This window comes from Flavobacterium chryseum, from assembly GCF_004362015.1.
Classification (GTDB): Bacteria; Bacteroidota; Bacteroidia; order Flavobacteriales; family Flavobacteriaceae; genus Flavobacterium.
Genome location: NZ_SNWW01000006.1, coordinates 1 through 14963, shown reverse-complemented (window position 1 = coordinate 14963; position 14963 = coordinate 1). Strand labels below are relative to the sequence as shown.

Annotated in this window: 12 protein-coding genes; 5 read left to right on the top strand and 7 right to left on the bottom strand. The window is 32.6% G+C overall.

Annotated elements, in window-relative coordinates:
• The first annotated feature begins 66 nt into the window (after positions 1-66).
• The 4 genes from EV143_RS12540 (at position 67) to EV143_RS12525 (ending at position 4092) form a co-directional block, all read left to right on the top strand.
• Positions 67-900 carry a Cof-type HAD-IIB family hydrolase gene (locus EV143_RS12540; protein ID WP_133508285.1) on the top strand — a complete coding sequence of 278 codons (834 nt, stop codon included), beginning with the start codon at positions 67-69 and terminating at the stop codon, positions 898-900.
• A gap of 178 nt (positions 901-1078) precedes the next feature.
• Complete coding sequence (locus EV143_RS12535) at positions 1079-2032, top strand: phosphoribosylaminoimidazolesuccinocarboxamide synthase (RefSeq protein ID WP_133508284.1); 954 nt, start codon at positions 1079-1081, stop codon at positions 2030-2032.
• A gap of 31 nt (positions 2033-2063) precedes the next feature.
• The gene (locus EV143_RS12530) at positions 2064-3200 is read left to right on the top strand and encodes a glycoside hydrolase family 26 protein (RefSeq protein WP_133508283.1); all 1137 of its coding nucleotides are present in this window, start codon (positions 2064-2066) and stop codon (positions 3198-3200) included.
• 511 nt (positions 3201-3711) lie between these two features.
• A complete protein-coding gene (locus EV143_RS12525) occupies positions 3712-4092 on the top strand; it encodes an ankyrin repeat domain-containing protein (protein ID WP_133508282.1) in 381 nt (126 codons plus the stop codon).
• 118 nt (positions 4093-4210) lie between these two features.
• Here EV143_RS12525 and EV143_RS12520 read toward each other — a convergent pair whose 3' ends face one another.
• The 7 genes from EV143_RS12520 to EV143_RS12490 all read right to left on the bottom strand — a co-directional run bounded on the left by EV143_RS12520 (position 4211) and on the right by EV143_RS12490 (position 13681).
• Positions 4211-4813 carry a DUF2238 domain-containing protein gene (locus tag EV143_RS12520; protein WP_133508281.1) on the bottom strand — a complete coding sequence of 201 codons (603 nt, stop codon included), beginning with the start codon at positions 4811-4813 and terminating at the stop codon, positions 4211-4213.
• 133 nt (positions 4814-4946) lie between these two features.
• Positions 4947-8045, bottom strand: coding sequence for an efflux RND transporter permease subunit (locus EV143_RS12515; protein WP_133508280.1), 3099 nt, complete (start codon positions 8043-8045; stop codon positions 4947-4949).
• Positions 8046-8048: 3 nt separating this feature from the next.
• Positions 8049-9134: an efflux RND transporter periplasmic adaptor subunit gene (locus EV143_RS12510; protein ID WP_133508279.1), complete on the bottom strand. Its 1086-nt coding sequence runs from the start codon at positions 9132-9134 to the stop codon at positions 8049-8051.
• Positions 9135-9146: 12 nt separating this feature from the next.
• Complete coding sequence (locus tag EV143_RS12505) at positions 9147-10394, bottom strand: TolC family protein (protein WP_133508278.1); 1248 nt, start codon at positions 10392-10394, stop codon at positions 9147-9149.
• Between the two features lie 91 nt (positions 10395-10485).
• Positions 10486-11853: a sensor histidine kinase gene (locus EV143_RS12500; RefSeq protein WP_133508277.1), complete on the bottom strand. Its 1368-nt coding sequence runs from the start codon at positions 11851-11853 to the stop codon at positions 10486-10488.
• Positions 11850-12530 (bottom strand): response regulator transcription factor, encoded by a 681-nt coding sequence (locus EV143_RS12495; protein ID WP_133508276.1) that lies wholly within the window; start codon positions 12528-12530, stop codon positions 11850-11852. The genes EV143_RS12500 and EV143_RS12495 overlap by 4 nt, the downstream gene beginning before the upstream one ends.
• A gap of 62 nt (positions 12531-12592) precedes the next feature.
• The gene (locus EV143_RS12490) at positions 12593-13681 is read right to left on the bottom strand and encodes a M42 family metallopeptidase (protein WP_133508275.1); all 1089 of its coding nucleotides are present in this window, start codon (positions 13679-13681) and stop codon (positions 12593-12595) included.
• Positions 13682-13762: 81 nt separating this feature from the next.
• Here EV143_RS12490 and EV143_RS12485 point away from each other — a divergent pair, with 81 nt between their 5' ends.
• Positions 13763-14443 (top strand): DUF4294 domain-containing protein, encoded by a 681-nt coding sequence (locus EV143_RS12485; protein WP_133508274.1) that lies wholly within the window; start codon positions 13763-13765, stop codon positions 14441-14443.
• The last annotated feature ends 520 nt before the right edge of the window (positions 14444-14963 follow it).

Genomic DNA, 14963 nt, shown 5'->3' with positions numbered 1-14963 from the left:
TGTAATCTTTGCTCAACTGGTCATAAAACCTTAAATTTGCATAATCATAAATACTTGATTACTAATATGACTTCAAAACTTAAAAATATAAAAGTTGTTGTAAGTGACTTAGACGGAACTTTACTCAACACCCAACACAGAATATCAGATTATACCAAATCTATTTTTCAGGAACTTCACAATCAAAATTATCTTATCATTGTTGCAACTGGCCGCCATCATCTTGATGCAATGGCAATTATCGACACGCTCGAAGTTCCGGTTTATTTGGTAAGTTCAAACGGAGCGAGAATACATTCACCTGAAAAAAAAGAACTTTTTGCATTCAATTTAAATAGTGATGTTGTTAAAGCAGCATTAAATATTGAAATCGATCCTGAAATTACAGTTGTTTTATTTAAGGAAAATGTCTGGCAAACGAATAAATTAAGCGAAAAACTAAATGCTTTTCAAACGGAATTAAAATACCGTCCGGAATTGGTTGATTACAAAAAGCTGGAAGATTTTGGTTCTATTAAGTTATTCTTTTCATGTGATAATCATGAAAAACTAGTAAAATTAAAAGATGACATTTTAGCAAATTCTTCAGAACATTTGCATCATGCATTTAGTCTGCCAACTTGTTTGGAATTTATGGATAAGTCGATAGACAAAGCCGTTGCCATTGAACAAGTGCTGGAAAAAGAAGGTTTTACCTTAGATGAAGTGGTTTCTTTTGGAGATGGTTTTAACGATGTTCAAATGTTATCTGCATCAGGAAAAGGTTTAATTATGGGTAATGCTCCTGCTTTATTAAAAGAAACATTGCCTGATTTAGAAGTTATAAAAACAAATGCCGAAGATGGCGTTGCAAAATATATTTCATCAAAAATTTTGAATAAAGAGTTTGTAGCAAGCTAATTTCAATTCATTATAATAAATAAACAAAATGCCTGTAGAATTTCTATAGGCATTTTGTTTTAAGTACCTTTAGATTATAAAATGCAATATTTCTTGATGCATCTCTTTCTTTTCATTGGATACTCTGTGAAATAGTTTTAAATTTGCATTAATAAAACAAAAACACAACTTAAGGATAATGAGCAATACAATCACAACTACAAATTTTAATTTCCCAAATCAGAAATCAGTTTACCGCGGAAAAGTTAGAGAAGTTTATAACATTAACGACGAACTTTTGGTAATGGTTGCAACCGACAGACTTTCGGCTTTTGATGTGGTTTTGCCAAAAGGTATTCCATACAAAGGACAAATTCTAAATCAGATTGCGACAAGATTTATGGAATTAACAGAAGATATTGTTCCAAACTGGTTGATTGCATCTCCGGATCCAAATGTAGCTGTAGGACATTTATGTGAGCCTTTTAAAGTAGAAATGGTTATTCGTGGATATCTTTCAGGGCACGCTGCTCGTGAATATGCTGCAGGAAAAAGACAAATTTGCGGCGTAACAATGGCCGAAGGTTTAAAAGAAAATGACAAATTTCCGGAACCAATTATTACACCAACAACAAAAGCAGATAACGGTTCTCATGACGAAGATATTTCCCGTGAAGATATTTTATCAAAGGGAATAGTTTCAGAAGAAGATTATATTGTTTTAGAGAAATTTACACGTGATTTATTTCAAAGAGGAACTGAAATCGCAGCTTCTCGCGGCTTAATTTTAGTAGATACCAAATACGAATTCGGAAAAACAAAAGATGGTGTAATTGTTTTAATTGATGAAATTCATACACCTGATTCTTCTCGTTATTTTTATGCCGAAGGTTATGAAGAAAGACAAGAAAAAGGGGAGGAGCAAAAACAATTGTCTAAAGAGTTTGTGCGTCGCTGGCTGATCGAAAATGGTTTTCAGGGTCAGGAAGGACAACAAATTCCTGAAATGACAGATGCATATATCGAATCAGTTTCTGAGAGATATATTGAGTTGTACGAGAATATTTTAGGTGAAAAATTCGTAAAAGCTGATATTGCTAATATTGATCAACGTATTGATAAAAACGTATTAGAATACCTTGAAACTAAATAGTAATTTCGGGTTTAAACTAACTATTTAAACCATGAACTTAATTACAAATAAAAAAAATGCCTTGCTATCTCTATTTATGATAGCAGGGCATTTTCTTTTTGCGCAAATTGATAAAAATGCGACAAAAGAAACGAAAGTTTTGTATGAGAATTTAAAACTAATTTCAAAAAATCATATTCTTTTCGGACATCAACATGCGCTTGAATATGGGTACGGATGGTCAAATGAACCCAATCGTTCAGATGTTAAATCAGTTACTGGTTCGCATCCGGCCGTTGTAGGAATTGATTTTAGTGGATTTTCCGGAAAATCAAAAGAGCAAATAGAAAAAACAAAAGAGATTTTAAGAAAGAATGTTATTGATACTTATGAAAGAGGCGGAATCACAACCGTTTCATGGCATTTTATAAATCCGGTTTCCGGAAATAGTTTTTATAAAAAAGATTCGACTGCTGTTGCTGCAATGTCTTTAATTAAAGAAGGTGGCTCACATCATGAACAATACAAAGAAATTTTAAAAACGATTGCTGATTTTGCTCATTCTGTAAAAGCCAAAGATGGCTCGCTTGCGCCAATGATTTTCAGGCCTTTTCATGAATTTGATGGCGATTGGTTTTGGTGGGGAAAACCCTACACCTCTCGTGAAGACTTTATCGCGGTTTGGCAATTTACAGTTTCTTATTTAAGAGATACTTTGGGCGTTCATAATTTTATCTACGCTTTTTCTCCGGATAATAAATTCAATTCAGAATCTGAATACTTAGAACGGTATCCGGGAGATAATTATGTAGATATGTTTGGAATGGATGATTATGGTGATTTTGGAAGAGATGGAAAATATGATCTGGAAGCTGCAACTAAAAAGCTCTGCATAATTTCAGATCTCGGAATAAAAAAGAACAAGTTAGCAGCTTTTACAGAAACGGGTTTAGAATCTATTCCCAATCCAACTTGGTGGACAGAAACGTTATTGAAAACTTTACAAACAAAAAAACTTGAATTAGCCTATGTTTTAGTTTGGAGGAATGACGCTACAAGTCCTACTCATTTTTATGCGCCTTTTCCGGGTCAGGTTAGTGCCCCTGATTTTATTAAGTTTTATGATAATCCCTACACTTTATTCGAAAACGATTTGAAGGATATCTATAAAAACAAATTCAAATTGTAAATTTTATGTTTACTATAAATCCAAATAAAATATAGAGATAAAATAACTTCATTTATCCCTTTTCTGATTTTACTTGTTAAAGTCTGGATATTAAATTTTTAAGTATTTTCTTATTTTTCAGACTTTTGTTAATTTTTTTTATTTACATCAAAAATTGATTATTACTGTTCTATTTATTTAGTTTTAATGAATAAATTCTTCCTTTTTTGTACATAATATTATTGTAGAGTTAAAATCATAAAGTATTGATTTTAATTTTTTTAAAAAACTTCAGATTTAATTTTAAGAAATATTCGTTTTAGTGTAACATTTCTACCTTTGCAGCGTCTATTATAAAAAATTAAGAAATTAACGTTTGGAATATTTTGAATTCATTAAGTAAACGTTAACAATTAGTTAAAACAAAGTACCTTGCATAGCAATATACTAGAATTTAATATACATTTGCATAAGTTTAACAACAACCCATTATCAATCAAATAATTATCAATCAATTAAAAACAAAATCATTATGAAAAATTCAGTTATTTATTTAGGATTAGCTTTAGTAGCATTCGCAAATGTTTCAATGGCTTCAAATTACAAAACGTGTGTTAAAGATCAGGTAGAAGTATCAGTATCTTTCGGAACTCCATTAACAGTTGCTGTTAGTAAAGGAGATATTGAAGTAGTGAAAAAATTTATCGAATACGGTGCTGATGTAAATGAAAAATCAGATGACATGTCTCCTTTAATGATCGCTGCCCGTTATAACAAAGTAGAAATTATTAAAGTTTTATTAGCTAGTGGAGCTCGTCCATCAGATAAAAACGAACAAGGATATACAGCTTTAAAATTTGCACAATTATCTAATGCAACAGAAGCTATTGCACTTTTGAAAGCTGCAAAATAAGAGTTTAAAAATAAGTTTGAGTTAGTACACAAAAACGACCTTCATTGAGCAGAAGGTCGTTTTTTTTGTTTAAGCTTTTTTGTTTTAATCTTTTTGTTTCAATAAAACTATGATTATTCTAAAATGATATTTTTTGAATTTGCTTATCCTGAATTTTTGAGAATGCAATAAGCCCAACTATCGCCCCGATTGTTGCAAATAACATATCCGACTGTGTATCCCAAACATAACCCTGAGTTCCTAAAAAGGCATCGCCGCCATCTCCGGTTGCTAAGGAAACAAACCATTCTATAAATTCGTAAGCGGCACTTATGGCCACACAAATGCTTACAATAATAAAATTGAAGAAGCTTTTATTGCTTATTACATTTTTGCGAATAAATAATTCTCTTATTATCATTGCCGGAACTAAGCCTTGCGCAAAGTGCCCCACTTTATCATAATTGTTTCTGCTCTGATGAAATACTTCTTTTATATAATCAAAAAGCGGAACTTCGGCATACGTATAATGTCCTCCAATAAATAAGATTATGCAATGCACTAGTATTAAAGTATAAGTGAAATTTGTAAATCTGAATTTCTGGAAAGTAAAGGCTAAAATCAAAAATCCAATAATCGCCGGAATAATTTCAAGAAAACATGTAAAAGCTTCTTTAGGATTTATAATTGAAGCTATAAAACTGATAAAAAATACGGTTATTAAAAAGTAGATATATTTCATATAAATTTAAAATGATTAGTGCAATATATTAAACTAAAAGGTAACAGAATCAAAAAAGCACCATTAAAAAATGATGCTTTTTCCCTAACAAAACCTAATTAATTTAACCAAAATTAATTTATTTTAAAACTCCTTACTCAATAGGAGCATTTTTCTTGCGGTTGAATACCCAAAATATAATTGGGAAAACCAATAACGTTAATATTGTTGCAGTAATTAATCCTCCGATAATTACAATCGCTAAAGGTTTTTGTGATTCTGAACCAATTCCCGTTGAAATAGCTGCCGGCATTAAACCTATCGATGCCATAAGTGCTGTCATAACAACTGCTCGTGTTCTGGCTTTTACACCTAAAAAGATAGACTCTTCCAGACTTAATTTTGCTTTAATGTTATGATGAAATTCAGATATTAAAATCACGCCATTCTGAATACAAATTCCTAATAAGGCAATAAAACCAACACCTGCAGAGATTCCAAAATTCATTCCTGTAACATGCAAAGCGATAATTCCTCCAATAATTGCAAACGGAACATTGGCCAAAACAAGCAATGAATCTTTGATGTTTCCGAAAAGAATAAACAACAATACAAAAATCCCGATTAAACTGATTGGAACTACCTGAGCCAAACGCGCGCTGGCACGAACCTGATTTTCAAATTCACCTGTCCAGCCTACAGTATAACCATTAGGGAGTTTCATTTTTGCTACTTTAGCCTGAGCTTCAGCAATTGTGCTTCCTAAATCCCGATCACGAACAGAGAATTTCACGCCAATAAAACGTTTGGTATTATCTCTGTAAATGAAAGCCGGGCCAGTAATCGTTTTTAATTCACAAATCTCTTTCAAAGGAATTTTTATTCCGCTAATTGTTGGCACTTTAAGTTCGCTGATATCATTTTCGTCTTTACGATATTCTTTAGAAAAACGAACTCTGACATCGAATTTTTTCTCGTCTTCATATTTTTCAGTAGCCGTTTTTCCACCAAAAGCCAATTCTAAAACTGCTTGTGCATCACTTAATGTCACTCCGTAAGCCGCCATTTTATCTCGATCAAGAATTACACTAATTTCGGGCTGACCAACATTTCTAAGAATTCCGACATCTTTAATTCCCGGAATATCTTTTATTTGTTTTAAAACCTCATTAGATAATTCATCGAGTTTATCAAGATCATCACCATAAATTTTTACCGCATTTGAGGCTTTAAAACCTGCTACAGATTCTGCAACGTTATCAATAACGGGCTGCGAATAATTATAAGTAATTCCCTGATGAACTTTGAGTTTTTTATCCATTTGATTGATCAAATCATCCATAGTGATTTTTCGTGTCCATTCTGATTTTGGTTTTAAATCAACCTGAAGCTGTATGAACCCAAAACCATTAGGGTCTGTTCCGTCATTACTTCTTCCGGTTTGCGATAAAACATTTTTTACTTCAGGAAAAGTTTCCAAATCTTTTCGAATCATTGCGGCAGTTTTTACACTTTCAGGCAAAGACGTACTCATTGGTAATTCTGCCGTTACCCATAAAGCTCCTTCGTTTAATTGAGGCAAAAATTCTGTTCCTAAAAATGTAGCCGAGAAAAACACAGTCGCTAAAATTGCCATTGAAGCAATAAGTGTTTTCATTTTGTGCTTAAATGTCCAGGCAAAACCCTTACTTACAATTCGGTCCCAAAAATTAACGAACGGATTATTTTTTTCTTTTACATTTTTATTTAATAGAATGTGAGATAAAACAGGAACCAATGTCAAAGTAAAAAGTAAAGCTCCCATTAAGGCAAAACCAAGCGTGTAGGCTAGAGGCGAGAACATTTTTCCTTCTACTTTTTGGAAAGAGAAAATGGGCAATAACGCTGTAATGATGATTAATTTAGAAAAGAAGATGGCTTTACCCATTTCTGCCCCGGTTTTTTTAATCAGGCTGCCTTTTGCAATTTTGTTATAAGCCGTCATTCCTAATTGATTCGCGCGGTGATCCAAAACCACAAATAATCCCTCGACCATAACCACCGCACCATCAATAATGATTCCGAAATCGACTGCACCTAAACTCAGCAAATTAGCACTCATCCCCATCATTTTCAGGCACAAAAAGGCAAACAATAACGACAACGGAATAACAATTGAAACCGTGAAAGTTGTCCTCCAGTCGGCCATAAAAAGAAATACAACACAGGTAACCAGAATAATACCTTCAAATAAATTGTGCATTACGGTTTCTGTCGTGAAATTCATCAAATTATCACGATCGTAAAAAGTTTCAATTTTGATGTCTTTTGGAAGAACATTATCATTCAGATCTTTTATTTTAGCTTTAATCAAAGCCAAAGTTTCTTGTGGATTCTCGCCTTTGCGCATAACCACAATACCTTCAACAGCATCATCATTTTTGCCTAAACCGGTTTGTCCCACTCTTGGCATTGAACTTTCGTAAACAGAAGCCAGGTTTTTTACCAAAATTGGATTTCCGTTAGCATCATCAACGATAATATTTTCAATATCTGAAATAGATTTTAATAGTCCGACACCGCGCACTACAAATGCCTGTCCGTTTTTCTCGATAATATCTCCGCCGACATTTAGGTTTCCGGCATTTACAGCATTATAAACCTGTAAAGGAGTAATGTTGTATTTTGCTAATTTGATGGGATCAACACCAACTTCATATGTTTTGGTCTGACCTCCAAATACATTTAAATCCGCAACACCGGGAACAGAACGCAATTGTTTGTCAATAACCCAGTTTTGATAGGTTAATAATTCTCTACTATCTCTGCTATTACTTTTTACAATGTATCTGAAAATCTCACCGGTGGGCCCATAAGGAGGCTGGACGTCAGGATCAACGCCATCTGGAAGCGATACATTTTTAAGCAAATTATTTACTTGTAAACGGGCAAAAGTATCATCAACTCCATCATCAAAAATAATTTTGATAACAGATAATCCAAACATGGTAATACTGCGAACACTGGTCTTTTTCTGAACCGAGTTCATGGAGATTTCTATAGGAGAAGTAACAAATCGTTCAACTTCTTCAGCACTTTTTCCATTCCATTGTGTAATGATGATAATCTGTGTATTTGTTACATCCGGAAAAGCGTCAATTGGCATATTTTTGAAGGAAATAAATCCGGCAACAGCCAATAATCCAACCCAAAAAAAGGTAAATGCTTTATTCTTAAGCGAAAAAGCAATAATATTTCGTATGAATTTGTTCATGTCTTATTCGTTTAAAGCGCGATAAATAAACAACTGATTATTGGTTATTACTTTCTCATTTTCTTTTAATCCACTTGAGATATAAGTAACATCACCAACTTGACTGTAAACTTCAACTTGTCTGGTTTCTATATTGTTACGATCTTTAAAAACCATTACAAAGTTTTTACTTTTATCAAAAACAATTGCTTTACTTGGTACGGCTATCATAGATTTACCTTCGTTAAAAGACAATTTTATATTCGCATTCATATCAGGTTTTAACAAATAATCTGTGTTTTTTAATTTAATACGCGCCTGCATTGCCTTAGTTTCAGGATCGATTACATTGAAGATTTTATCCACTTTTCCTTTAAAAACTTTATCAGAATAACTGAGCGTTGTTACATCAGCATCAATACCTAATTTTACTTTATTAATATCGATTTCATTAATATTGGCCAATGCCCAAACTTCGCTGATTTCGGCAATGTCAAAAATATTTTCAGAACGATCATTTCTCAAAAGCATATCCTGATTAATACTTTTTTGAATAATAAATCCACTAATTGGAGCCGTTACTTCGTAAATAGAACCCGCCTTAATATTATAGATTTTATACGTTTCCTGAATTTTACCCAATTGCGATTGTGCTTTATTTACTTCAGATTTTGCCTGAAGTACATCGCTTTCTGAATTCAATTTTCCATCAAATAATTCCTGAGCTACTTTTAATTGATTTTTTGCAACTAATAAGTCATTTTTTGCATCAATAGATTGTTTTTCAAAATCAGCAATATCGGTGCTTTTTATAGTCGCTAAAACTTGTCCTTTTTTTACATAATCTCCAAGTTCTACATTTACTTTGACAACATTTCCTCCAACAAGCGGATAAACATCAATCATCTTATTATTGTCTGCAGTAATTTTTCCGTAAAAACTCAATTCATTTTTTACAGGTTGTGTTTGCGCGACAGCTGTCGAAGTCGTTTTTAGCATTGCATCGCTTAAAGCAAAACTTGTATTCGTTTCAGGATTTTCTACTTCCTTTTTACAGCTCGAGATTGATAAACTCACGAGAGCAATTCCTATAATTAGTTTATATTTCATCTTTATTAGGTTTTAAAATAAGTCTTTGTTGATTGTACTATTCAATTCTTCGCCAGAAAGTGCTACTTTCTTTTTCAGTTCATTTATCTGAACTGCCGCTTGATTATAGCTTTCCATAAAATCAGTAAATTCTAATAAGCTCACATTTCGCTTTTGAAAATTGGTTAACATTCCATTATAAACAGCTTCAAAGTCAGCATTTATAGTTGGTTTTATAGCAACATAATTTTTGCGGGATTCATTCCATTTATTCCAAGCCGATGTGATTTCAGTTTGCAATTGAAGATCAAAATTTTGCTTTTCAACTTTTGATTGTTCTAAGATTGTTTTGGCGTATTTAATATTCCCTTTGTTTGAATTCCAAAGCGGTAAAGGAATTCCCAATGTTAAATTTGCTTCCTTATTAAATGCACCACTTCGCTGGTCATAATTTGCACCAACTGTAATGTCCGGAATGGATAATGATTTTTGCCATTTCACATTAAGTTCATTTGCTTCAATATCTTTTTGTTTAGCTAAATAATCAGGGCGATTGGCAATAGCATCACTTTCAAGACTTTTAAGGTCAAACGGAATTTCTTTTGTGTATTTATCAAATGCTTCTTTAGAAACTTCCGGTATCACGTTTTCAGTTGCATTCAATAATAATTTTAAGTTCGCTTGTTCCTCAATATTATCATTTACAACTTCCATGCGCTCGTTTTTAAAGTTGAGATATAGCGATTGCAAACGGACAACATCTTTCAACGGAACATTTCCTTTTTGAGCCTGAGCAGAATAAGAATTGATTAAATCTTCAATATGAGAAAGCTGCTCATCTGTAGTTTCCAGGCTTTTTGTATTATAATAAACCGTGTAAAAACTTTTTCGCAATTGCAATTTTAATGTTCTTAGTAAATCATTAAACTGAAGCTCAGCTAATTTTTCATTAGTTTGAGCCAGTTTTATTTCGTTGCGTTTTTTTCCGCCCAAATAAATCAGCTGCTCAATACCAAAGGCTTTCTGACCGTCTTTTCCAATATCTAAATATTGATTTCTTTCAGGATTGTAAGCATTTAATTCTGCAGTAATCGTCGGATTATTCCAAATTCGGGCTTGCATCGTCAGTGCTTTTAAGGCATCTATATTATATTGAGATGCCAGCAAAAAAAGATTGTTTTTTAGAAACTGGCTTTCACACTCTTCTAAAGTGACTGTTTTTTGTGCCGAACTTACCTGATTGAATAAAATCAGCAATAATAATGCAAATAACTTTTTCATCGTATCATTTTTATTTGATACAAAGATGATAGCACAGGGCTTTAAGATGCCTTAATGGCGACCTTAAAAAGAACTTAAAAATGAAAAGTTTCTAGAAATTGGAATGAAATACTAATTGAAATAAATTAGTATTTTCTTTTGGAACGTTATACATAATTTGAGTATTATGAAGATTTAGAATACGCTGAACAATACGTAAACCAAGCCCAAAGCCTGAAGTTCCTTTAGAATTTTCACCACGCATAAAAGGCTGAAAAAGATTTTTTTGCTCATTTTCAGTTAATGTATTTCCTGTATTTAAAATAGAGATGATAAGATTATCATTTTCAGTACTAATTTTTATAAGAGCTTGTTTATTATCAGAGTAAACACACGCATTTTTTAAAATATTACCTAAGGCGATTTCTAATAGGTTTTTATTTCCTTTAATTTCTAAAGCCGTGTCTAAATTGTCGTTTTCTTCCATTTCAAAAAGAATTACAAAATCTGGAAAACTTTTATTTAAGTTCTCAATAGCCGAAAATATAATTTCATCCATACGCTGGACTTCTGTATTTTCATGTTTTTTGTTATCTATTTTAGATAGAATCAATAGTGAGTTAATCAATTCAGTTAACTGATTCACATCTGATAAAATAGTATTTAAGAATGTTTTGCCTTTTATGGATGTTGTAGAATCTGCAATGGTGTTTTCTATTTGAGAAGTAATTCTAGATAGGGGAGTCCTAAGCTCGTGCGACGCGTGCGCGGTAAATTCTTTTTGTTTTTGATAAGAAATCTCAATCCGGTCCATCATGAAATTAAATTCATTGGCGATCAGGTCAATTTCATTATTATTACTTTTAGATTCTACACGAGTATCAAGATTATTTTCATTGATTTTTTTTATTTTTTGATGAAAAGCACTTAACGGACTCATTAATTTTTTCACGGTAATAGAGGTAACCACCCAACAAACACAAGTAAAAAAGATATAAGATATAATTAACGTATAGCGCAAAAAAAGTAATTTGCGTTTGCCGTAATCATCAGTTGCCGATATCAAAGCATAAAAATCCCGGTCTTTAGTGTCATAAAAAACGCCATAAACTTCGTAATCGCCTTGTTGCTTAAAAAAGGTTTTATTCTTCTTTAAATATTTTAAATCATCAATTGACCAGTTAATTTTCGCATCATCTATACTACTGTATATAAGTTTATAATTAGAATCGAATACTAAAGTTTTCTCGTCGTACAATTTATTAATCGAGTTTTGATCAATAATTTTCAAAAGCTGATTATCAACTTGCTTAACATTTACCAAAAGTTTAATGTTAGAAAGCGCCTTTATTTCGAGTCGATCTCGAAATTCTTCCTTTCTGAAATTGGAATATAAAACGAATATCAATGTAGAAGCCAACCCAAAAAGGATTGTAAACAATAAACTTACTAAAAGTGATATCCTGTTTTTTAAAGTCATTCCTGATCGCTTAAATAATATCCGTAACCAATTTTGGTCCGAATGAGTTTTGTTTCGTGGTCTTTGTCTATTTTCTTTCTCAAAAAATTAATATAAACTTCAATAGTATTCTGATTGGTTTCAATATGATAATCCCAAAGTTTCTCAGCAATAAATTGTTTCGATAATACCTTGCCCTTGGCTTGAGCTAGAATTAAAATCAATTTAAACTCTTTTGGAGTAAGTTTGATTTCTTCGCCAGAGCGATACACTTTCATTTCCTCTTCAAGAATTTCTAAATCATCAATAATAATTTTCTTCTCAACTTGTTGCGGAATATCTTTTCTCCTTAATAAAGAAGAAATTCGGGCATGTAATTCTTCAAAATGAAAAGGCTTCATCAAATAATCATCGGCACCATTATCAAAAGAAGCCAGTTTATCTTCAATTTCACTAAAAGCCGTAAGCATAATAATTGGCGTCTTTTTATCAACTTCCCGAATACCCTTGCAAACATCAATTCCATTTGTTCCGGGCACATTAATATCGAGAATTATTAAATCATATTCATAAGGCAAATATTTTTTCAATAACAGCGAACCATCATAATAAGTTATACACTCGAATTCTTTTGAAGTAAAGAATGCAGAGACTTCTTTAGATAAAGTAAAATCGTCTTCGAGTAGTAAAATTTTCATGTAATAATATATTAGTCAAATCGGTTATTTATTTAATAACCGATTCGACGTTTTAGATTGTCTTATTTGAAATAAGAAAAAGTTTCATTGTTTTCAATTTTCAATAATGATTCATAAATCAACTGAATCACATTTTCAACATCTTCTCTATGCACCATTTCTACAGTCGTATGCATATAACGCAAAGGTAAAGAGATTAATGCAGATGCTACACCGCCATTGCTGTAAGCAAAAGCATCAGTATCTGTTCCTGTTGCTCGAGAAATTGCACTGCGTTGAAACGGAATTTTGTTTTCTTCTGCAGTATCAACAATTAAATCACGCAGTTTGTTTTGAACCGCCGGCGCATAAGCGATAACAGGACCTTTACCCATTTTAAGATCGCCTTCTACTTTTTTATCAATCATTGGCGTAGTTGTATCGTGGCAAACATCAGTTACAATGGCAACATTTGGTTTAATCGTTTGCGCAATCATTTCAGCACCGCGTAATCCAATTTCTTCCTGAACAGAATTTACTATGTACAATCCAAACGGAAGCGTTTTTTTATTTTCATGCAATAAACGCGCAACTTCGGCAATCATAAATCCACCCATTCTATTATCGATGGCACGGCAAACAAATTTATTTTCGTTAAGAATCATAAATTCGTCCGGATAAGTAATCACGCAACCAACGTGAACACCCATTTCCAGAACTTGCTCTTTAGTTTCGCATCCTAAATCAATGAAAATATTGCTTAATTTTGGAATTTCTTCCTTATCACGCAAACGAGTATGAATCGCAGGCCATCCAAAAACTCCTTTTACAATTCCTTTTTTGGTGTGAATATTAACCCTTTTAGATGGAGCAATCTGATGATCAGAACCACCATTTCGTATTACATATAATAAACCATCATCAGTAATATAGTTCACATACCACGAAATTTCATCGGCATGACCTTCAATAACTACTTTAAAAGGAGCGTCCGGATTAATGATTCCAACAGCAGTTCCATAAGTATCAGTAATAAAAGTATCAACATACGGAGTTAAATAATTCATCCAAAGTTTTTGGCCTTCACTTTCGTAACCAGTAGGCGAGGCGTTATTAAGGTAGCTTTCTAAGAAAGCGATAGAGGTATCTTTTAAGATAGATTTCGTGCTCATAAAAATATTTTTGCGCTAATTTATAAATTTGGTATTAGAGTTGTATATAAATATATAATTTTACATTTAAATTATGACTCTATGAGATTTACCTACATTCTTTTGTTTTTTATATTGATTTCTTTTACAAGTCAGGCTCAGGTTACTCCTAAAGAAAATCAGGAAATGGGCTATATCCTTACCGAACAAGATTCTATCTTGAATGATACTATCCAATTACCGGAAATTATCATTTCTAAAGAAAAGCTTGATCCCGAAGCTCAAAAGCAATTTCTCATTCTTCAAAATAGAGTTTATAAAGTCTATCCCTATGCAAAATTAGCTTCAGATAGATTAACTGCTTTAAATCAGGGAATGGCGAGATTGAAAACCAATCGTGAAAAAAAGAAATATTTTAAAATTGTAGAAGATTACCTTAATAATGAATTCGAGGACCGATTGAAGAAGCTCTCGCGTAGACAAGGCCAAATTCTGGTAAAGCTGGTTCATCGCCAAACCGGAATTACAACATACGAATTAATCCGAACCCTGAAAAGCGGCTTCAAAGCCTTTGTATCTAATACAACTGCCAATTTATTCGACATTAGCCTCAAAACAGAATATAAACCGTACGAAGTCAACGAAGACTATCTAATAGAAACAATTCTTGTTCGTGCATTTGAGTCAGGCAGATTATTAAATCAAAGACCAGCCAAACCAGTAGATTATAATGATCTCATGAATCACTGGGAAGCGAAAGCAAAAACAATCAACAAAAAATAACGCTCCTATATATAAGAGTAAAATTTACTCCCACAACCCGACAGTTTTTGAAAACCTGTCGGGTTTATTTTTGCTGTCTATATATTAAGAGAAGTGTTTAGCTGATCCAAGCCGAAGCTCTTTAAGTTTGAATTTGGAATTTCTAAAATTTAGAATTTAGTTTTAAGGAGCTATTCTCGCTATGCGTTCCAATCTTTTGCGCCGACCCCCGGCACAAAAGGATTTCTCCCGAGACTTCGGGACTATCGGTGCTAGGGGCAGTAGTTTTCAAAAGAAGCCTCCTTATATAAGCAAAGAAAGCAACCTATAACCTTTAAAACGAAAAAAAAGCCACTTTGCATAGTTCTGTAAAAAAGGGGTAATTAAGGTGCGAAGTCCATAAAACAGGGATAAATTAGAAGCTGAGGATTGCGAAACCCACAACGGCTACAGAAATTCCTCACAAATACTAAAAAAGTTATAATTGTAAAAAGGGGGTTATCAGAGAGTTAAGAAAAAGTTTTGAAAAAGGTTGAAATTA